General features: G+C 65.9%; 19 protein-coding genes. 8 read left to right on the forward strand and 11 right to left on the reverse strand.

Translation table 11 applies throughout. The features are described from left to right. Nucleotides 1-131: 131 nt before the first annotated feature. The gene (locus V3B46_RS19385) at nucleotides 132-1,163 is read right to left on the reverse strand and encodes a LysR family transcriptional regulator (RefSeq protein ID WP_005409107.1); all 1,032 of its coding nucleotides are present in this window, start codon (nucleotides 1,161-1,163) and stop codon (nucleotides 132-134) included. A 147-nt stretch (nucleotides 1,164-1,310) separates the two neighbouring features. Between V3B46_RS19385 and V3B46_RS19390 the strand changes: the two genes are divergently transcribed. The 6 genes from V3B46_RS19390 (at nucleotide 1,311) to V3B46_RS19415 (ending at nucleotide 9,138) form a co-directional block, all read left to right on the forward strand. Next, the gene (locus V3B46_RS19390; RefSeq protein ID WP_154263201.1) at nucleotides 1,311-1,538 is read left to right on the forward strand and encodes a hypothetical protein; all 228 of its coding nucleotides are present in this window, start codon (nucleotides 1,311-1,313) and stop codon (nucleotides 1,536-1,538) included. Then, a complete protein-coding gene (locus tag V3B46_RS19395; RefSeq protein WP_329892661.1) occupies nucleotides 1,535-2,305 on the forward strand; it encodes an SDR family oxidoreductase in 771 nt (256 codons plus the stop codon). The genes V3B46_RS19390 and V3B46_RS19395 overlap by 4 nt, the downstream gene beginning before the upstream one ends. 91 nt (nucleotides 2,306-2,396) lie before the next feature. Continuing rightward, a complete protein-coding gene (locus tag V3B46_RS19400) occupies nucleotides 2,397-3,623 on the forward strand; it encodes an efflux RND transporter periplasmic adaptor subunit (RefSeq protein WP_329892662.1) in 1,227 nt (408 codons plus the stop codon). Nucleotides 3,624-3,750: 127 nt separating this feature from the next. Beyond that, nucleotides 3,751-6,921 (forward strand): efflux RND transporter permease subunit, encoded by a 3,171-nt coding sequence (locus tag V3B46_RS19405; protein ID WP_329892663.1) that lies wholly within the window; start codon nucleotides 3,751-3,753, stop codon nucleotides 6,919-6,921. Nucleotides 6,922-6,985: 64 nt separating this feature from the next. Next, nucleotides 6,986-7,723, forward strand: coding sequence for an SDR family oxidoreductase (locus V3B46_RS19410; RefSeq protein WP_329892664.1), 738 nt, complete (start codon nucleotides 6,986-6,988; stop codon nucleotides 7,721-7,723). Continuing rightward, a complete protein-coding gene (locus V3B46_RS19415) occupies nucleotides 7,717-9,138 on the forward strand; it encodes an efflux transporter outer membrane subunit (RefSeq protein ID WP_154263207.1) in 1,422 nt (473 codons plus the stop codon). Before V3B46_RS19410 ends, V3B46_RS19415 begins: the two co-directional genes overlap by 7 nt. Before the next feature lie 41 nt (nucleotides 9,139-9,179). On the opposite strand, the gene V3B46_RS19420 is transcribed toward V3B46_RS19415, so the two are convergent. Next, nucleotides 9,180-9,557: a VOC family protein gene (locus V3B46_RS19420; RefSeq protein WP_154263208.1), complete on the reverse strand. Its 378-nt coding sequence runs from the start codon at nucleotides 9,555-9,557 to the stop codon at nucleotides 9,180-9,182. 140 nt (nucleotides 9,558-9,697) lie between these two features. Here V3B46_RS19420 and V3B46_RS19425 point away from each other — a divergent pair, with 140 nt between their 5' ends. Continuing rightward, entirely contained in the window at nucleotides 9,698-9,961 is a 264-nt protein-coding gene (locus V3B46_RS19425) for a hypothetical protein (RefSeq protein ID WP_329892665.1), read from the forward strand. A gap of 19 nt (nucleotides 9,962-9,980) precedes the next feature. On the opposite strand, the gene V3B46_RS19430 is transcribed toward V3B46_RS19425, so the two are convergent. The 7 genes from V3B46_RS19430 to V3B46_RS19460 all read right to left on the reverse strand — a co-directional run bounded on the left by V3B46_RS19430 (nucleotide 9,981) and on the right by V3B46_RS19460 (nucleotide 15,628). Continuing rightward, nucleotides 9,981-10,835 carry an endonuclease/exonuclease/phosphatase family protein gene (locus V3B46_RS19430; protein WP_329892666.1) on the reverse strand — a complete coding sequence of 285 codons (855 nt, stop codon included), beginning with the start codon at nucleotides 10,833-10,835 and terminating at the stop codon, nucleotides 9,981-9,983. 138 nt (nucleotides 10,836-10,973) lie between these two features. After that, nucleotides 10,974-11,219, reverse strand: coding sequence for a hypothetical protein (locus V3B46_RS19435; protein WP_154263212.1), 246 nt, complete (start codon nucleotides 11,217-11,219; stop codon nucleotides 10,974-10,976). A gap of 24 nt (nucleotides 11,220-11,243) precedes the next feature. Beyond that, nucleotides 11,244-11,483 carry a hypothetical protein gene (locus tag V3B46_RS19440; RefSeq protein WP_317217777.1) on the reverse strand — a complete coding sequence of 80 codons (240 nt, stop codon included), beginning with the start codon at nucleotides 11,481-11,483 and terminating at the stop codon, nucleotides 11,244-11,246. Between the two features lie 135 nt (nucleotides 11,484-11,618). Continuing rightward, on the reverse strand, nucleotides 11,619-11,852 hold the full coding sequence (locus V3B46_RS19445) for a hypothetical protein (protein ID WP_032128272.1): 234 nt from the start codon (nucleotides 11,850-11,852) through the stop codon (nucleotides 11,619-11,621). Nucleotides 11,853-11,939: 87 nt separating this feature from the next. Beyond that, nucleotides 11,940-12,644, reverse strand: a complete 705-nt coding sequence (locus V3B46_RS19450; RefSeq protein ID WP_154263213.1) for a PA1136 family autoinducer-binding transcriptional regulator — start codon at nucleotides 12,642-12,644, stop codon at nucleotides 11,940-11,942. A 5-nt stretch (nucleotides 12,645-12,649) separates the two neighbouring features. Further along, nucleotides 12,650-13,522 (reverse strand): glyoxalase III HchA, encoded by an 873-nt coding sequence (gene hchA / locus V3B46_RS19455; RefSeq protein ID WP_154263214.1) that lies wholly within the window; start codon nucleotides 13,520-13,522, stop codon nucleotides 12,650-12,652. 84 nt (nucleotides 13,523-13,606) lie between these two features. Continuing rightward, a complete protein-coding gene (locus V3B46_RS19460; RefSeq protein ID WP_154263216.1) occupies nucleotides 13,607-15,628 on the reverse strand; it encodes an esterase/lipase family protein in 2,022 nt (673 codons plus the stop codon). A gap of 153 nt (nucleotides 15,629-15,781) precedes the next feature. Between V3B46_RS19460 and V3B46_RS19465 the strand changes: the two genes are divergently transcribed. Then, nucleotides 15,782-16,243, forward strand: a complete 462-nt coding sequence (locus V3B46_RS19465) for a methyltransferase family protein (protein ID WP_329892667.1) — start codon at nucleotides 15,782-15,784, stop codon at nucleotides 16,241-16,243. A gap of 14 nt (nucleotides 16,244-16,257) precedes the next feature. Here V3B46_RS19465 and V3B46_RS19470 read toward each other — a convergent pair whose 3' ends face one another. Together V3B46_RS19470 and V3B46_RS19475 are read right to left on the reverse strand one after the other, a co-directional pair. Continuing rightward, nucleotides 16,258-16,710, reverse strand: coding sequence for a hypothetical protein (locus V3B46_RS19470; protein ID WP_489686299.1), 453 nt, complete (start codon nucleotides 16,708-16,710; stop codon nucleotides 16,258-16,260). 178 nt (nucleotides 16,711-16,888) lie between these two features. Then, a complete protein-coding gene (locus V3B46_RS19475; protein ID WP_229655292.1) occupies nucleotides 16,889-18,394 on the reverse strand; it encodes a S8 family serine peptidase in 1,506 nt (501 codons plus the stop codon). Between the last annotated feature and the right edge of the window lie 278 nt (nucleotides 18,395-18,672).

Below are 18,672 nucleotides of genomic sequence, written 5' to 3' on the forward strand. Positions count from 1 at the left end.
GCCGGCGCCCCCCCCCCCCCCCCCCCCCCCCCGCGGGGCGCGGCGCGGGCCCCCCCCCCCCCCACCCCCCCCCCCCCACCCCCGACTCTACGGAATGCCGGTAGATCCACGCCATGCGTGGATGCTTCCGGTCATGCCGCAGAAGCGGCCACCTTCTCCAGGATCCGCTTGCCGCTGCTTTCCAGCGCGGCGTCTTCCTTTTCCTTCTGCTGCTGCGCCAGCTTCGCGCCCGGGCACTGCGCCAGCATGTAGTTGGCGTCGAAGTTGAGCTTCTCGACCAGGAAGTCGACGAATGCACGCACCTTCGGCGAGACCAGGCGGCCACCGGCGAACACGGCGTTGAAGTCCACTTCCGGCCCGGTCCAGCCAGCCAGCACGCGGCGCACCATGCCCGACTCAACGAACGGCTTGGCCATCACGTCGCCGGTCAGCAGCAGGCCTTCGCCACACACCAGCGCACCATTGAGCGCGGACATGTCATTGGCGGTCATCAGTGGGGTGACCGGGAAGTCGCGCAGCTCGCCGCCGTTCTCGCCCAGCTGCCAGGTGAAGCGCGGCGAGTTGCCGGTGTGGTACGGCTTGCGCATCGCCAGGATGCGATGGAACTGCAGCTCTTCCGGGTGCAGCGGCTCACCATAGCGTTCGATGTAGGCGGGGCTGGCGAACACCTGCGTGCGCAGGCTGCCCAGCTTGCGTGCCACCAGGTTGGAATCGGGCAGGGCACCCACGCGCAGGGCCAAGTCCGCCTCACCTGCAATCAGGTCCAGCTTCTCGTTGCCCATGTGCATGTCCAAGCGGATCTCTGGGTACTGCGCATGGAACTGGCCCAGCAGCGGCGCAATCCAGGTGATGCCGATCGAGTAAGGCACAGTGAAGCGCAGCCAGCCGCGCGGACCGGACTGCAGCTGGCTCACCGCGCTCTCGGCTTCTTCCAGCTCGCGCGCGATGCGCTGGCAATGTTCGTGGTAGATCGAACCCGCTTCGGTCAGGCCGAGGCGGCGGGTGGTCCGGTGCAGCAGGCGCGCACCCAGGCGCGTTTCCAGCTCCTGCACTTTGCGGCTGACCGTGGTCTTGGGCAGGCCGAGCGATTTGGCAGCGGCAATGAAACTGCCTTGCTCGACCACTTTGACGAAGATCAGCGTCTCGTTGAGATCGTGGGACATGGTCTGGGATCCTGGACGTCGGGGATGGGACAATCGTGACAGAACGATTGGACCGGGAGCGGGATGATTATTCCCCTTAATCAGGACTAATCAAGTAAAGGTTTGAGGTCTATCGTGGCGCCATTCGTTATTTGGAGCCCGTCCGCTATGAGCCTGCGCAACATTCTTGCCCGTCTCCGGAACGCCGGCCAGAGCACCCTGGACCTGGCAATGACCGTTGAAGTCCGCCCGAGTTCCTTGGTACACAAGGACTTCCGTGAGTTTACCGCGCCCATGCGTCAGCAGCGTGGCGGTGCCATCCGCCTGTCCCCGCACAAGGGCGATCGGCTGCGTCGAATCGGGACTATCCCGGATTTGGGAGGAAATGTCCCGTGAATGGGATGCTGACGCCCGAAGTCCTGGTCCTCGGCGGTACCGGTGCCGTCGGCCAGGGCGTGGTTGGCGCACTGCTGGAAGCCGGCAGCCCGGTGTTGGTGATCGGTCGCGACCCGGGCCGGCTGGCGGCGCTGCATGAGCAGTTTGCTGATGAGCCGGGCCTGGAAACGCTGCTGGGTTCGCTCAGCGATGACGGCTCGGCGCGCGCACTGGCCGAACGCATCGCGCATCGCCCGCGTCCGCTGGCGGCAGTGATCGCCGCAATGGGCGGCCCTTACCGTCGCGGCCGGGTGACTGACCGCAACGGTGATGAACTGCTGGGCGCGATGCAGGCCGATCTGATGCCGCACGTGCACGCAGTGCGTCATCTGCTGCCGCTGCTGCAGGACAACGTGCATGCGCGCCGCTACGTGATGATCGGCAGCCCGGCCAATGCCAAGCCATGGGCGGGCTACGGCGAAACCTCGATCACCACCGCCGCGCTGCGCATGTACGCGCAGGTGGTGCACCAGGAAGCCCAGGCATTGGGCGTGCGCGCGCAGATGCTGGAAGTCTGCAGCCCGGTGTGTACGCCGGCCAACGCGGCCAATGCCTGCATCGAGTGGCCCAGCTCACTGCTGGTCGGCCGTCGCGTGGTCTCCCTGCTCGATGGCTGCCGCGACAACCGCGCCATCGTCCGCTGCGACAGCAGTGATGCCGAATTGCCGCGCGGGCTGCTGCACCTGGACGTTCCTCCCCTCTGGCGCGATACCGCGGGCGTCGCTTGACCTCGACCGTGGTTGAGGTCGCAGGATACGCCGCCTGTTTTTGCAACACGTTCTCATCTAGCTGTACCACCCCTCCGTACGGATGCATGCCATGACTTCCCCCAATTCCACCCCACATCGTTTCGGCCATCGCATCGCGATGGTCGGCGTGTCGATCCTCGCCGCAGCCGTGCTGGCGGCCTGCAGCGGCGGCCATGCCGAAGAAGCCGGTGCACCGCCGCCGCCGCAGGTCAGTGCTGCACCGGTGCTGGTCAAGCAGGTCAGCCAGTGGGACGAGTTCAGCGGCCGCGTCGAAGCGGTACAGAGCGTTGAACTGCGCCCGCGCGTGTCCGGCTACATCGACAAGGTCAACTACGTCGAAGGCCAGGAAGTGAAGAAGGGCGAAGTGCTCTTCACCATCGACGCGCGCAGTTACCAGGCCGAGTACGATCGCGCCGCTGCCGAACTGGCCCGCGCCCGCACCCAGGCCACGCTGGCCCGCAGTGAATCCGAGCGTGCCAAGCGCTTGTCCGAGCAGCAGGCCATTTCCACCGAGACGGCCGAGCAGCGTCGCGCTGCGGCTGACCAGTCCGGCGCCGCTGTACAGGCGGCCCAGGCTGCGCTGGATGCGGCCCGCCTCAACCTGGAGTTCACCAAGGTGCGTGCGCCGATCGACGGCCGTGCCGGCCGCGCGATGGTCACCGCCGGCAACCTGGTCACCGCCGGCGACAGTGCCAGCGTGCTGACCACGTTGGTCTCGCTGGACACCGTGTTCGTCTACTTCGATGCCGATGAAAGCACTTTCCTTCGCTATGCACAGATGGCACGCAAGGGTGAACGCCCGAGCGAGCGTGACAGCGATCTGCCGGTGAATGTCGGCCTGTCCGGCGAAGAGGGTTACCCGCATTCGGGCAAGGTCGACTTCCTCGACAACCAGGTGGCCCGCAGCACCGGTACCATCCGCGTCCGCGCGCTGCTGGACAACGCCGATCGCCAGTTCACGCCGGGCCTGTTCGCCCGCGTGCAGCTGCTCGGCAGCGGCCAGTTCCAGGCCCTGCTGATCGACGAGAAGGCCGTTCTGACCGACCAGGATCGCAAGTACGTGTACGTGGTCGACAAGGATGGCAAGGCCCAGCGCCGTGACATCCAGCTCGGCCGCACCGCCGACGGCCTGCGTATTGTCGAGCACGGCCTGGCCGCCGGCGACAAGGTGATCATCGACGGCGTGCAGAAGGTCTTCATGCCGGGCATGCCGGTGCAGGCCAAGGCCGTGGCGATGCAGCCGCAGGCTGCGCCGCCGGCACCGGGCCGCGATGCCACCGCCGCGCTGAACCACTGATCCGCCGTCTCCTGATCCGCGTCCCCGCTTAGCTGCCGGCGCCAGCAGCAGCCTTCCCTGCCTTCGTCATCCCGGCGAGGGGCGGGGAGGCTGTTGCCCGCCGAACGCCTTTCCCAGGAATTCCTCCATGGACTTTTCCCGTTTCTTCATCGACAGGCCGATCTTCGCGGCGGTACTGTCGATCGTGATCTTCGCCGCAGGCCTGATCACGATTCCAATCCTGCCGATCAGCGAGTACCCGGAAGTGGTGCCGCCGTCGGTGGTCGTGCGCACGGTGTATCCGGGCGCCAACCCCAAGGTCATTGCCGAGACCGTCGCCACGCCGCTTGAAGAGGCGATCAATGGCGTCGAAGGCATGATGTACCTGAAGTCGGTCGCCGGCTCGGACGGTGTGCTGCAGATGACCGTCACCTTCCGCCCGGGCACCGATCCGGACGCGGCGGCGGTGAAGGTGCAGAACCGCGTGGCGCAGGCGCAGGCGCGCCTGCCCGAGGACGTGCGCCGGCAGGGCGTGACCACGCAGAAGCAGTCACCGACCTTCCTGATGGTGGTGCACCTGACCTCGCCGAACGGCAAGTACGACACCCTGTACCTGCGCAACTACGCCCGCCTGCACGTCAAGGATGCGCTGGCGCGTATTCCGGGCGTGGGTGACGCGCAGATCTTCGGTGGTGGTGACTACGCCATGCGCGCCTGGCTGGACCCGGACAAGGTCGCCTCGCGCGGCCTGACCGCCAGTGACGTGGTGCGCGCGATGCGCGAGCAGAACGTGCAGGTCTCGGCCGGCCAGCTTGGTGCCGAACCGCTGCCGAACAGCCAGTTCCTGACCCTGATCAATGCCCAGGGCCGCCTGAAGACCGAAAAGGAATTCGGCGACATCGTGCTCAAGAGCGGTGTTGATGGCGAGATCGTGCGCCTGGCCGATGTGGCCCGTCTGGAACTGGGTGCCGGTGACTACACCCTGCGTTCGCAGCTGGACGGCAAGAACGCGGTGGGCATCGGTATCTTCCAGTCGCCGGGTGCCAATGCACTGGAGATCCGTGACCAGGTCATCTCGACGATGGACGAGATGCAGAAGACCATGCCGGCCGACGTGAAGTACGAAGCCGTGTATGACACCACCATCTTCGTGCGCGACTCGATCAAGGCCGTGGTCTCCACGCTGCTGGAAGCCATCGCGCTGGTGGTGCTGGTGGTGATCCTGTTCCTGCAGACCTGGCGTGCGTCGATCATTCCGCTGATCGCGGTGCCGGTGTCGGTGGTCGGTACCTTTGCTGCGCTGTACCTGCTGGGCTTCTCGATCAACACGCTGAGCCTGTTTGGCCTGGTGCTGGCGATCGGCATCGTGGTCGATGACGCGATCGTGGTGGTGGAGAACGTCGAGCGCAACATCGAAGAAGGCCTGTCGCCCACCGCCGCGGCCCACCAGGCCATGCGTGAGGTGTCCGGCCCGATCATCGCGATCGCGCTGGTGCTGTGTGCCGTGTTCGTGCCGATGGCCTTCCTGTCGGGTGTCACCGGCCAGTTCTACAAGCAGTTCGCGGTCACCATCGCCATCTCCACGGTGATCTCGGCAATCAACTCGCTGACCCTGTCGCCGGCCCTGGCCGCGCGCCTGCTGAAGGCCCATGGTGCGCCGAAGGACGGCCCGAGCCGCTTGATCGACCGCCTGTTCGGCTGGGTGTTCCGTCCGTTCAACCGCTTCTTCAAGTCCAGTTCGGAGAAGTACGAGCGCGGCGTGGCCCGCATCCTCGGCCGTCGTGGTGCGGTGTTCGTGGTCTACGCGATCCTGCTGGTCGGTACCGGTGTGATCTTCAAGCTGGTGCCGCCGGGCTTCATCCCGACCCAGGACAAGCTGTACCTGATTGCCGGTGTGAAGCTGCCGGAAGGTTCGTCGATCGCGCGTACCGATGAAATGCTGCGCAAGGTCGCCAAGATCGCCCAGGAAACCGATGGCGTGGCCCACACCATCTCGTTCCCGGGTTTGAACGCGCTGCAGTTCACCAATACGCCGAACACCGGTGTGGCGTTCATTCCGCTCAAGCCGTTCGCCGAGCGCCATGGCCGTACCGCCGCGCAGATCAACGCCGAGATCAACCAGAAGATCGCCGGCCTGCAGGAAGGCTTCGCCTTCTCGATGATGCCGCCGCCGATCCTCGGCCTGGGCAACGGCAACGGCTACCAGATGTTCATCGAGGACCGTGGCAACCTGGGTTACGGCGCGCTGCAGAATGCCGTACAGGCGATGCAGGGCACCGTTGCGCAGACGCCGGGCATGGCCTTCCCGATTTCCAGCTACCAGGCCAATGTGCCGCAGCTGGATGCCGAGGTCGACCGCGTCAAGGCCAAGGCGCAGGGCGTGCAGCTCACCGAACTGTTCGACACGCTGCAGACCTACCTCGGCTCGGCCTACGTCAACGACTTCAACCAGTTCGGCCGTACCTGGCAGGTCATCGCGCAGGCGGACGGTCCGTACCGCGAAACGGTCGAGGACATCGGCAAGCTGCGTACCCGCAATGACCGCGGCGAGATGGTGCCGATCGGTTCGATGGTCACCATCAAGCAGACCTTCGGCCCGGACCCGGTGCTGCGCTTCAATGGCTATCCGGCGGCGGATCTGGCCGGTGAAGCCGACCCGCGCCTGCTGTCTTCGGCCGAGGCGATGAACAAGCTGACCGAGATCGCCGGCAAGGTGCTGCCGGTGGGCATGACCACCGAATGGACCGACCTGAGCTACCAGCAGGCAACCCAGGGCAAGGCCGCCTTCATCGTGTTCCCGGTGGCGATCATGCTGGCCTTCCTGGTGCTGGCCGCGCTGTACGAGAGCTGGTCGCTGCCGCTGGCGGTGATCCTGATCGTGCCGATGACCCTGCTGTCCGCGCTGTTCGGCGTGTGGCTGACCGGTGGTGACAACAACGTGTTCGTGCAGGTCGGCCTGGTGGTGCTGATGGGCCTTGCGTGCAAGAACGCGATCCTGATCGTCGAATTCGCCAGAGAGCTGGAGATGGGCGGCAAGGGCATTGTTGAAGCTGCGCTGGAAGCCTGCCGCCTGCGCCTGCGCCCGATCGTGATGACCTCCATCGCGTTCATCGCCGGCACCGTACCGCTGGTGCTGTCGCACGGTGCAGGTGCCGAGGTGCGCTCGGTGACCGGTATCACCGTGTTCGCCGGCATGCTGGGCGTGACCCTGTTCGGCCTGTTCCTCACCCCGGTGTTCTACGTGGCCCTGCGCAAGTTCGTCACCCGCAACGGTGCTGGCCAGCTGGTGCAGCACGGCGAGCCGACCATCCATCACTGACATGGAACCCCGTCGCCGCCGGTCACTGGCCGGCGGCGGCTTCCCCCTCACGAGGCAAGAATCCATGAACTCTCATCAGAACAAGATCGCCCTGGTCACCGGCGCCACCCGCGGCATCGGCGCCGAGACCGTGCGCCAGCTGGCCCAGGCCGGCGTGCATACGCTGCTGGCCGGCCGCAAGCACGAGACCGCCGTAGAGCAGGCGCTGAAGCTGCAGGCCGAGGGCCTGCCGGTGGAAGCCATCCAGCTGGACGTGACCGATGCAGCCAGCATCGCCGAAGCGGTCGAGCAGGTACGCCAGCGCCATGGGCGCCTGGACATCCTGGTCAACAACGCCGGCATCATGATCGAGAACCCGGCGCAAGCGCCGTCCGAACAGTCGCTGGATACCTGGAAGCGCACTTTCGACACCAACGTGTACGCACTGGTTGCGGTGACCCAGGCCTTCCTGCCACTGGTCAGGCAGGCCAAGTCCGGGCGCATCGTCAACGTTTCGAGCATGCTCGGCTCGCAGACCCTGCACGCTGATCCGACCTCGGGCATCTACGATTTCAAGATCCCCGCGTACAACGCGTCCAAGGCGGCGGTAAACAGCTGGACGCTGGCGCTGGCGCATGAACTGCGCAGCACCCAGATCAAGGTCAACACCGTGCATCCGGGCTACGTGAAAACCGACATGAACGGTGGCAACGGCGAGATCGAGATCAGCGAAGGTGCGCGCTCCAGCGTGCAGATGGCACTGATCGGCCATGAAGGTCCGAACGGCAGCTTCACCTACCTGGGTGAGGTGCTGCCATGGTGATCCGCACGTTGGCGATGGCCGTCTCCAGCCTGGTGCTGGCAGGCTGTGTCAGCGTCGGCCCGAACTACAAGGCGCCGGTGCAGGAACCGGTGGTGCTGCAGGGTGCGCAGCAGCCGGTGTTCAGCACCACCTCGCCGGTGGCCAGCTGGTGGGCGCAGTTCGATGATCCGGTGCTGGAAGAGCTGGTGCATGGCGCGCTGTCGGATAACCTGGACCTGCGCGTGGCCGTGGCCCGCGTCAGCCAGGCCCGTGCGGTGTTCGTCGAGAGCCGCTTCGACCAGGCGCCGCACGTTACCGCGGGCGGCAGCTACGATCGCCGCAAGCAACCCGATCCGCAGCTGGGTGGGCAGCGGGTGTTCAGTGAAAGCTACCAGCTCGGCTTCGATGCGGGCTGGGAGCTGGATCTGTTCGGCCGCAAGCGCCGTGCTGCAGAAGCCGCGCGTGCCGACCTCGACGCCGAGCAGGCCAACCTGGCCGACGCACAGGTACTGATCGCCGCCGAAGTGGCACGCAACTACTTCGAGCTGCGCGGCACACAGAAGCGCATCGCCGTGGCCCAGCACACCCTGGTCAATCTGCGCGAGACGCAGAAGCTGACCGAGGCACGCTGGGAGCTGGGCGCCGGCAGCGAGCTGGACGTGCAGAGCAGTCGTGCCCGGCTGAAGGCGATCGAGGCCGACATTCCGCTGCTGGAAGTGGCCGAAACGCAGTCGCGCAACCGTCTGGCGGTTCTGCTGGGCCAGCGTCCGGAAACGCTGACCGCCATGCTCGCGCCGCACGAAGTGCCGGCATTCGCCAAGGCGCTGCCGCTGGGCGATACCCGCGAGCTGCTGCGCCAACGCGCCGACGTGCGCGTGGCCGAGCGTCGTCTTGCCGCCGCCACCGCGCGGGTGGGCGTGGCCACGGCCGATCTGTTCCCGCGGCTGTCGCTGTCCGGTTTCGTCGGCTTCCTCGGTGGCGATGCCAGTGGCCTGGTCAATGGCAACAACAAGGCCTGGTCGCTGACGCCGTCGCTGAGCTGGGCGGCCTTCGATTTCGGCACCGTGCGTGCACGCCTGCGTGCCAGCAAGGCCGAGGCTGAGGGCGTGGCAGCACAGTATGAGCAGACGGTGCTGCTGGCACTGGAAGACACCGAGAACGCGCTGACCCGCTATTCCAAGCAGCAGGCGCGGCTGGCGATCGTGGTCGAGCAGGCGCAGGCGGCACGCCGTGCCGAGTCGCTGGCGCAGATCCGCTATCGCGAGGGCTCGGAGGACTTCCTGACCCTGCTGGATGCGCAGCGTACGCAGCTGGCAGCCGATGATGCGTTGGCCGCGGCCGAGTCCGAGGTCAACGTCAGCGTGGTGGGGGTGTACAAGGCGCTGGGTGGTTGGGGTCAATCACCGCAGCCGCCGAGTGTGGCGCAGGTGCAGTAACCGCAGGGGACGGAAGCAGTGGCTTCCGTCCCTTTCTTCTTTCAGGGCCAGCGATTGGCCGGTACCTCGCGCTCGCGCATGCGCACGATGCAGAAGCGATGGCCGGTCGGTGCTTCCATCACCCACCACCGCTTGACGAAGCCGATCCGGCGCGCGCCGAGCTTCTCCAGGCGGTCGGCCTCGGCGTCGATGTCGTCACTCTCGATGTCCAGGTGCACCCGTGAAGGGTGATTGACGCGTTGCACCTCCACGTTCAGGCCTGCGGGCGCGCCCTGCAGGTCGGCGTACTCGGCGCCGTCTTCGGCATAGGCGGGCTGCGCTTGCAGGCCGAGCGCGGCGGACCAGAAGCGGGCGCCTTCGTCGGCGGGAATGCCCTCGCAATCGATGATGAAACCGGCCAGGCGACTCTGGTGTGCCATGCCTTTCTCCACAGTTTGGGAACGGGGGCAGGGTAGCGCGGTGTGTGCTGTGGACGTTGTCACAGTCGTGACGTTTCTGACTCTGCCGGAAGCCGTGTCCGCCGTGTAACTAGTGGGGCGGATTCCAGGGAGTAAAGACGATGAGCGATGACAGGCGGGATACCCAACGCATGCTGTTTGGCGACCCGGGGCCACCCGGCGCGGGCCTTTCGGTGGCGGTCGTTGTGCTGCTGGTGCTGGCGACGATGGCCGCTGCGATCGGGTTCCTGCGACTGCCTGATCCCATGCTGGGGCTGGGCCTGATCGGCGTTGCCGTGTTCCTTGCTGTCGGCGCCCGCATCTGCCAGGCGCGCAACCAGCACCTGGCGTTGTACCGGCTGTTGTCGCGGCAGCCGCTGCGGTAGCCACGGCTGCCGCAGAGATTCAGTGCTTCGGCCAGTCCAGCTCGACCACCAGCGGGAAGTGATCCGACGGCAGCACGCCGTCGATGCGGCGGTCATCGGTGAGGAAGCTGCGGGCATGGAAGCCGCGCACCAGCACCCAGTCCAGCTGCACGGTGGCCTTGCCGGTGAAGTCGTGGAAGGTCAGGCGTGGTCCCTGCGGTGCCTTAACCTGCGTGCGTGTGTCCTGCAGCAGGCGGGTGAACGCCTTGTAGGTGTCACCGCCGGGCTCGCTGTTGAAGTCACCGGTCAGGACCACCGGCAGGTCGGCAGGCAGGGCTTGCAGGCGCTTGCCGATCAGCTCGGCACCCTTCACCCGGCGCGGTTCGTCCTCGTCGCGGTAGGGCAGGTGGGTATTCATGAAGTAGAACCGGCGGCCATCGTCCAGGCGCCGGAACAGGGCCCAGGTGACCATGCGCGGGTACAGGTTGCCCCAGGTGATGCTGCCGGGTACTTCGGGCGTATCGGATAACCAGAAGTTTCCGGATTCCTCGATGGCCAGCAGCTTGCTGTCGTAGAACACGCCCATGTGTTCATCGCCGCTGCCACCGCGGCGGCCTTCACCGAACCAGCGGTAGCCGGGCAGATGCCCGGACAGGAAGTCGGCCTGTTCCTTCACCAGCTCCTGCGTGCCGATCACGGCCGGGTGTGCATCGAGGATGACCTTGACCATGGCATCGCGACGGTCCGGCCAGCGCTTGCCCGGTTCGGTATCGGCCGGGGTACGGACATTGAACGACATCACTTTCAGTGGCACCGGCGCAGCAGCCCAGGCGACGGCAGGCAGAGCAAGCGCCAGCAGCGCACACAGCGCAGGGCGACGGAAACGCGACAACATCGTGGAATCCCTCCATTCCATGAAAACGGTTTCATGAAGCATGCCATGGACGGTGGGGTCGGCGATATGCCGGGATGGGCGGATGGAAGATGCCGGGCGGGCGGTGAAGGTCCCGCCCGGCGGATCGCGCGGGCGCGATCAGGGGTCGTAGATCATCCCGTTCTCGTCACGGTTGTAATGACTGGTGACTTCGCGGGTGCCGTCGTCGTAGACCAAGTACGACGTGCAGCGCTGGTGGAACACGTTGCCAGCGATGCGGAAGGGCACGCACTCTTCCTGGACCTCGATGACCTCGGCAGCCGTTGTGGTGGCGACGGGGGCCAGCATCAACACGGCCAGCACGGTGGCAGGCGAACACACCGATACGCCTTTATGCAGTCTCATTCCCACACTCCTTGTCGATGAGGATTACATCAGATACGGGTTGCCGTATTCGTCGATCCAGTACTCGGTGAGGAAAATCTCGCCGTCCGCATCGGGCATGGTCACGATGCAATGCTGGTGGATGCGGTAGCGCTCCACTTCAAACGGTTCGCAGCGCGTCACGCTGCCGGGTGGGCTGGTTACCCCGGCGTTGGCGTTGCCGCTCGACATCATTCCAGCGAAGGCCACGGCCAGTGCGGCCATCGAGGCCAGGTGCAGTTTCATGGGCATCATCCTTGTGTCTGCAATCGCGCATCTGCGCGGTGTCGTGCAACTACCCCCCGGTAGAGCATGCGCCCGAGCGGCAGCCGCTGCATGCGCGCCGGACCGGCGGGCGGCCCGGCGCAGTCCCCCGCAGGCTCAGTCGCGCAGGTAAGGGTTGCCGTACTCGTCGATCCAGTACTCGGCTTCGTACACGTTGCCGAATTCATCGGTGTAGGTTTCCGTGCAGTGCTGGTGGACCCGGTTGTGGTCCACTTTCACCGGCACGCACGAAACATTTTCTTTCGGTCCCCCGGCATTGGCGTCCGCCACCGGAGCCAGGGTTGCCGTTGCCATCACCAACGCGGCCATCGCGGCCAGTTGCAGTTTCATAAGCATCGTCCTTGCTTTCTGCAATCGCGCACATGCGCATGGCGTGTGTAACACGCGAACCAGAGCACCGGAAGTGTCTTGCCCGGATCAGTCCTCGATCTCGCCGCGCCGACTGGCAGCACGCACCGCCTGCGCGGTGGTTGCCACGCCCAGGCGCTGGCGCGCGCGTCGCAGATGATTCTCCACCGTACGGGCGGAAAGCCCCAGCGTGGCCGCGATTTCCGCTTGGCGACGGCCGGCGGCGACCCAACGCAGCACCTCGCGCTCGCGCGTGCTCAACGCACTTCCGGAAAGCTCGGTGGGCGTCTCGGAAAGCCGGCGTGCGGCACGGAATGCTGCAGCTGCAGCAGCATCCAGCAGCAGTCGCGCGCTGGCCGATGCATCGATCGCTGTCCCGGCAAAACTGATCGCGCCTTCCAGCCCTGTGGTGCCGAACACCGGCACCTGCAGACCGTGCAGGCCTTCACCACGTGGCTGTTTCACCACCTGATAGCGTTCGCCGCGAACGCCCTGGCGCTTGCTCCAGAAGAACGGCGCGTCACTGTCCAGGACGTGGCGATTGACCGGACAGGCGTGCAGGTAGCGCGCGAGGTCGGTAGTGCTGCCGTCGCCGAACCAGTCGCCCTCGATCCAGTACACGCGCTGGGTACCGCGTTCCAACCCCGTGCCGGTGGCGAACACCAGCACGCGGTCGTAGCCGAGCGGTGCAGAGATGCCGTGCAGTACCGCGCCCACCGCACTCAGCGAGCGGGCGCGTTCCAGTTCCAGCAATGCCTGCACCAGATCGCTCACGCCAGTCAGCGCCCGGCCAATGCGTCGAGCAGCGTGCGCGCGGCCAGCTTGCCCAGCGCATTGCCGGCCAGCGGGCTGTCGCCGGTCAGCAACAGGCGGTCCTGCAGCACGCTGCCATCGATGCCGTCGTTGACGATCTGCACGCCCTGCTGCGCCAGGCGCTCACCGAAGAACCACCGCAGCTGCCCGGGCATGTAGCCGATCTCCGGCGTCTGCCGGTCCATCGCATCGGGGAATGCACAGATGCGGTAGCCGCGGAACAGCGAACCACCGTCGGCCTCGTCGACGCCTGCGGCCAGCAGTGCGGCCGGGCCGTGGCAGAGGGTGATGATGTGACGTTGCTCGGCCATCGCCCACTGCAGGGCCGCCTTTACCGCGCGACTCTGCGGCAGACCGATGAGGGCGCCGTGGCCACCGGGAATGAACACGGCTGCATAGTCCGACGCGGCATCGAGGCCTGCCACCACCTCTTCCAACGGCAGTGGCTGCCGGAAGCGGGCTTCGTAGCGGTCGTACAGTCCGCCGATCTCCTTGTCCTCATGCGGGAACGCCCACCACTCGAACTTGGCGGAGTTGCCGGACAGCGTGGCCACATCGATGTCGAAGCCGGCCTTGTCCAGGTGGTACATCGGCAGCAGGGTTTCCACCGGATGGTTGCCGGTGGAGAACAGGTGGTCGTTGGCGGTGGGCAGATAGCGTTCGTCCGCAGCGATCATCAGCACCTTCCAGCGGCCATCGCGGCGAGCGTCGGGATAGTCGGCGCCAGACAGGTTGCTCCTCGCCGATGTGAACTGTGACAGCGAGTACGGCGACGGGAAGAAGGCGTCGCGCTCGGCTGGATCGGGGCTGGGGTGGCGGCTGGGCTCTTGCGTTTTCATGCGGACCTCCAGTGGGGTAGTGGAGCCAGCATAGAAGGGCGGATGCGTACAGGCGATGAGGGTTTTCCCCTCATTCGCCCCCTGCTATTTCACCACGGCGCCGTGCTGTTGCATGTCTTCATGCAGGATCCGCCGCAGTTCGACGATGGCTGGCGTGGCTTCCTGCACGCTGTGCCCGGACACGATCACCTTTTCCGAATCCGCGTGCGGAAGGTGCGAGCTCCAGTAGGGCACCAGCCCGTCGTCGGTCTTTTCCAGCGGACCATCTGCCTTGGCGCGCGCGATGATCGAGTGGTAGCGCACCTTCGGTGCCATCGGCAGGTCGGCCACGGCGCGCACGAAGGGATCGTCCTTGTCCAGGTTCTGGATGCTGTTCATCTGGTAGCCGTGCTTGCCGTCGTTGCGATCGATCCTGCCGTCGTTGGCGATGGTGGCCACGTCCTCCAGGACAGTCAGTGGCAGCCGTACCAGGCGGCCGATCCAGCGGCCGAGGCGGGTGCCCGCCACGTCGGTACCGCGGTGCGGCGTGGCGATGAACACCACGCGCGACACTTCCGGCTCCGGCAGGAAGGTCAGCACCGGTGCGCCCTTGGTCCGCAGCAGTTCGCGCTGTGCCGGCGTCATCTGTGCAGTCGCCAGCAGGGTCTCTACCAGATGATCGCCGGAAGAGGAGATCATCAGCCGCGCGATCACCCCGCCCATGCTGTGCCCGACCAGCACCATGTCATGCGAGGCCTGCGCCTTGCCGCTGGGGTCGAAGTGCTTGAACACTTCATCCAGCGTGTGGCGCATCGCATCGTGGCTCATCGCGATGGGCATGTTGGTCGGGTAGTAGAACTGCCACACCTGGAAGTCCTGGCGGATTTCGTCGTCGCGCATCAGCTCGTTGGCGACGTTGACCCAGGCTTCCGGACTGCTTGCCAGGCCATGGATCATCAGCAGCACGCGGCGGTTCGGGTCGTAGGGCTGCATCATGTACAGATGCGGCGTGTCGATGCCACCCTTGCCACCAAACAACGAGCGCAGCGACTGGTGGCTGAAGTTGGAGCGTGCCAGCCACAGTGCATAGCCGGCAGTGAAGTTGGCCGCCAATGGCACCTGCTGCCCATGCAGGGTGACTTCCGTGACCTGGTAGGGATCGTGGATCTCCAGTTCCGGCTCGTCGTCGTGCAGTACTTCCCACAGGTTCTTTCCGGAGAAGCGCAGCAGCACCGTCATCGATGGCGACGGCATCTCGCTCCAGCTCTGCGTGACTGGCGTGGTGGCCTGCGCGGCGGCTGTGGTGGCCGGCGGCGTGGTGGCCGTAGTGGCGGCTGGATCATCCATCACGGCCACCAGTTCGGCACCGAAGCCATCGCGGCGATGCACGCTGCGCAGCGTGCCGGTGAACGACAGCGAGGCTGCCGGTACCAGTTCGGTCGGCGTTCGTGTGTCCAACGGTGATGCATCGGTGGACGGTTTCAGCACGAAGGTCCAGCGGCCCAGCGTCAGGTGGCTGGCATCGTTGCGGACGCGCCCAGTGGCATACGCGTTGTACAACTGCACCGAGGCCTCCTGCACGGCCAGATTGTAGTAGTCGCGCACCTGGGTCTGGCGGTCTTCGAAACCGCGCTGGTTGGCCGTGCGCTCGGTGAAGAACAGGTAGGCGTAGGCCTGCCGCGCGACCTGCATCCACGCGTCCAGGCGCGGCTGGAAGTCCGCATCCAGTTCGGTGATCGCGCTCTTGGCGCGGCCTGACGTGGAATACTCGCGCTTGGGCGCGGGCAAGGTCATCGCATACTGCAGCCACAGCTCGGCCAGGCTTGAGCGCTTGTCCTCCTCGCGCACCACGATGCTGCCTTCCATCGCCTCGATGCAGGGCAGGCCTGGCTTGGCGCAGACGCCTTCGTCGAGGCCGGCGACGCGCAGCGTCTCCATGGTGGCCGAACTGAGCTTGCCGGTAGTCAGGATGTCGCCGCGTTTCAGGGCGATGTACTGGCCGGGGGTGACCGAGGCCACCTGCACCGACGGCCCGAATTGGCGCAACGTCGCGCAGCCGCCCAAGGTGAGCAGCACGGTGATGATGAGGGTCGTGCGGCCGATGAAGCCCAAGCCCGTGGTTGCCATACGATCCTCCTGCGCGGTGGCGCCACTCTAGCGGTCGGCATGTCAAAGCGGAAGATACCGGGCGGGCGGTTTGGAGCGCGGAAATGCCGCCAGCCGGGCGATTCAGGCATTTCCGTGTGACACTGGGGTGAACAGGATGAATGCGGGGCTGCGATGCGATGGCTTGAGACCTGTGTTCCTCCGCCTCTTGTGATGCTGTTGTGCGCCGCCATCGGCTATATGGGCAGCCGATGGCAGCCGGGTGGGGGGCCGCAGCTAGTCGTGCCGGAGTTGCTTGCGGGTCTGGTGATGGCCTTCGGCGTGGTATTGAACCTGCTGCCGAAGCTGGCCTTCCGGCGCGTGGGCACCACGGTCAACCCCCTGCGGCCGGCGACGTCGAGCGTGCTGGTCACGCACGGCGTGTACCGCTACACGCGCAACCCGATGTACCTGGGCCAGGCCACTGTCCTGGCAGGTGCCATGCTGTACCTGCAGGACCTGACCGCACTACTGGCCGTGCCGCTGTTCGTGCTGTACATCAGCCGATGGCAGATCGTGCCGGAAGAGCGGGCACTGTCGGCCCGCTTTCCCGAGGCATACGCAGCCTTCCGCCAGCGCGTACGGCGCTGGCTCTAGCGCGGGTCAGGCCCTCACAGCGCGATCTGGCACTTCACGGCAGCGGAATAACCTTCGTAATCGTCACCGGCAATCACGTGCAGGGTGTGGAGCTTGTCGATGCGCTTCACGTAGGACGGTGCTTCGGTGTTGGCGTATTCGTTGACCGTGGTCACCGACCAGGTCTTGGCCAGGCGCTTGGGGTCGACACCTTTCAAGTAGACGAAGATGCTCTTCTCGCCCTCGGCGACATTCACGTCGGCATGGGTGACGGTACCGCCGAACAGGGCGACCGGCGTGGTTTCCGGCTCGAACGTGCCACCAGGCTTCCTGGCCAGGCCGGCTGCCTGCAGGGCATCGATGGCCTCGGCTTCGCTGAAGGTCGAGCCTGCCTTGCAGGCCAGCAGGGCTTCGAGTGTTGCGGTGCCGGTGGGGGCAATGGCAGGCGGGGCTGCGTGGGTGGCCGAGGTCGCGGCTAGAGCGGTCATGACCACGGCGAACGCGGTGCTTCTTGGTCTCATTGCAGGTCCTTCTGTAGGTGGCGGAACAGCGCGCCCGGCACCGGGCGCGCAACCGGATTATGAGCCTGCGCTGATGTTGCCTGCGTGTACAGATCGGATGCGCGACGAGGGCGCAGCGACCTTGCCAGGCCGCTGCGCCATGCCATCAGTTGCTGGCTGCCTTCACGGCTTCCGTCGCGTCCACGATGCCTGGCCCGCAACCTCCCGGGCAGTTTGCTGCCGCGATCGGGCGCGCGGTTCGACGCAGGATATCCTTGACCTGGTCGGTGGTCTTTGGCACCGGCGCCACCGCTTGCATCAGCGCGACGATGCCAGCGACGTGGGGCGCCGCCATTGAGGTGCCGGACATGAAGTCAAACGCGTTGTTGCCCACGGTGGACAGAATGCCCTGTGCCGGGTGCTGGCGGGTCGGTGCGCAGTTGGTCTGGTTCGGCGGCGTGGCCAGCGGCAGGAACTCGCCGACGGACGCGCGGCAGGACCAGGTTTCACCACCGGGTGCGGTGATGTGGATGCCGGCGCCATAGTTGGAGTAAAACGCGCGACGCCCGCCCTGATCGTTGGCAGCCACCGCGATCACGCCCTTGCAGTTCGCCGGAGCAAACTCGGACACGTCCAGATTGCTGTTGCCGGCGGCGACCACGACAATCGTACCCTGCGCCGTGATGTCGTCGATTGCATCCTGCTCGGCCGGCGAGCAGGCGCGGCGGCCGCCCAGGCTGAGATTGATGACTTCGGCCGGATTCGCATTGGCCGGGACGTTGGGCACGTTTATACCGGCACTCCAGAGCATGCCGTCGATGATGTCCGCGGAACCGCCATTGCCCTGGTTGCCGAGTACGCGCACCGGCACGACCTTCGCGTTGTAGGCCACGCCGGCCACGCCGATCTGGTTGTTGGTCACCGCAGCGACCGTTCCAGCGACGTGGCTTCCGTGTGCGATGCCCGAGGCATCGAAGGCATCGGCGTCGCGTCCATCGCCATCGTCGGAGCCGCCACAGCCGGGATTCATTCCGCCGATGATGCACTGCCAATCACTGAACGGACGGGTCGACGAGATCATGTCGTAGCCCGGCAGCAGGTTGGCCTGCAGGTCGTTGTTGTTGAGGTAGCCCGAATCGACCACAGCCACCACCACGCCCTGGCCAGTGGAGCGATCCCACGCGCCGGGCAGGCGCGCGCCACTGGTCGGATTGCTGTAGTGCCACTGCTCGCCGTAGCGTGGGTCGTTCGGTGTAGCGAATGCGCTCATCATGTAGTTCGGCTGCACATACTCGACATCAGGATCGTCAGCGATGCGCTGCATCAGGATCTGCGCTTCCGGAAGGTCCAGTGGCTTGTCCGTGGTGACCACGTCGGCCCCGCCGCCCATGCGGCGTTGATGGGTTACGGACGCGGCTGCTGGTGGTGCGCTGCCGATCGAACGCTTGCTGCGCTGCTGGACGCCGAGGCGTTTCTTCAGCGCATCCTGCGCGGTGGTGGCGGAGACGCGCTTGCTGCTGCCGTCCCGGTACTTGACGATGAAACTGCTGTACTGCTCGTTGCTGGCCATGCCTCGCGTCCATACCCGTTCGGTGGGTTGGGCGAAGGCGGGGGCGCTGGCCAGGACCAGGGTGATGGCGCTGGCAAGGGAAACCCGAAGCGACGTACGCATGGATACAGTTCCTTTGTGGAAGATGTGTCGAACAGGCCGTGCCCTACGGGCTCGGCTTGGATGTGAAGGGTGCGGTGTCCCGTGGTCTCCTTTTGATGGCGACCAAGGACGAACGGCTTCGCGGACACATCCCCCCCAAGGAGAGGGTGGGAAATTTCTGAAGTGGTTTAGTGATGTCGAAAGCGAGAGAAGATGGCGGTTGCCGACATTGCTTGACGGCATCGGACCGCGATTGCGCCGGGGCGTCGAACTTCGCAGCGGCGTAGAGCAGCCAGTAA

This window comes from Stenotrophomonas sp. SMYL11, assembly GCF_036320005.1.
Classification (GTDB): domain Bacteria; phylum Pseudomonadota; class Gammaproteobacteria; order Xanthomonadales; family Xanthomonadaceae; genus Stenotrophomonas; species Stenotrophomonas maltophilia_A.

Excerpts from the sequence above, each read along its gene's own strand:
- V3B46_RS19475 (WP_229655292.1), bottom strand. The coding sequence starts at position 18,394 with ATGCGTACGTCGCTTCGGGTTTCCCTTGCCAGCGCCATCACCCTGGTC.
- V3B46_RS19425 (WP_329892665.1), top strand. The coding sequence starts at position 9,698 with ATGAGCGATGACAGGCGGGATACCCAACGCATGCTGTTTGGCGACCCG.
- V3B46_RS19410 (WP_329892664.1), top strand. The coding sequence starts at position 6,986 with ATGAACTCTCATCAGAACAAGATCGCCCTGGTCACCGGCGCCACCCGC.
- V3B46_RS19415 (WP_154263207.1), top strand. The coding sequence starts at position 7,717 with ATGGTGATCCGCACGTTGGCGATGGCCGTCTCCAGCCTGGTGCTGGCA.
- V3B46_RS19445 (WP_032128272.1), bottom strand. The coding sequence starts at position 11,852 with ATGAAACTGCAACTGGCCGCGATGGCCGCGTTGGTGATGGCAACGGCA.
- V3B46_RS19430 (WP_329892666.1), bottom strand. The coding sequence starts at position 10,835 with ATGTTGTCGCGTTTCCGTCGCCCTGCGCTGTGTGCGCTGCTGGCGCTT.
- hchA (WP_154263214.1), bottom strand. The coding sequence starts at position 13,522 with ATGAAAACGCAAGAGCCCAGCCGCCACCCCAGCCCCGATCCAGCCGAG.
- V3B46_RS19385 (WP_005409107.1), bottom strand. The coding sequence starts at position 1,163 with ATGTCCCACGATCTCAACGAGACGCTGATCTTCGTCAAAGTGGTCGAG.
- V3B46_RS19435 (WP_154263212.1), bottom strand. The coding sequence starts at position 11,219 with ATGAGACTGCATAAAGGCGTATCGGTGTGTTCGCCTGCCACCGTGCTG.
- V3B46_RS19390 (WP_154263201.1), top strand. The coding sequence starts at position 1,311 with ATGAGCCTGCGCAACATTCTTGCCCGTCTCCGGAACGCCGGCCAGAGC.
- V3B46_RS19465 (WP_329892667.1), top strand. The coding sequence starts at position 15,782 with ATGCGATGGCTTGAGACCTGTGTTCCTCCGCCTCTTGTGATGCTGTTG.
- V3B46_RS19405 (WP_329892663.1), top strand. The coding sequence starts at position 3,751 with ATGGACTTTTCCCGTTTCTTCATCGACAGGCCGATCTTCGCGGCGGTA.
- V3B46_RS19420 (WP_154263208.1), bottom strand. The coding sequence starts at position 9,557 with ATGGCACACCAGAGTCGCCTGGCCGGTTTCATCATCGATTGCGAGGGC.
- V3B46_RS19460 (WP_154263216.1), bottom strand. The coding sequence starts at position 15,628 with ATGGCAACCACGGGCTTGGGCTTCATCGGCCGCACGACCCTCATCATC.
- V3B46_RS19440 (WP_317217777.1), bottom strand. The coding sequence starts at position 11,483 with ATGAAACTGCACCTGGCCTCGATGGCCGCACTGGCCGTGGCCTTCGCT.
- V3B46_RS19400 (WP_329892662.1), top strand. The coding sequence starts at position 2,397 with ATGACTTCCCCCAATTCCACCCCACATCGTTTCGGCCATCGCATCGCG.
- V3B46_RS19470 (WP_489686299.1), bottom strand. The coding sequence starts at position 16,710 with ATGACCGCTCTAGCCGCGACCTCGGCCACCCACGCAGCCCCGCCTGCC.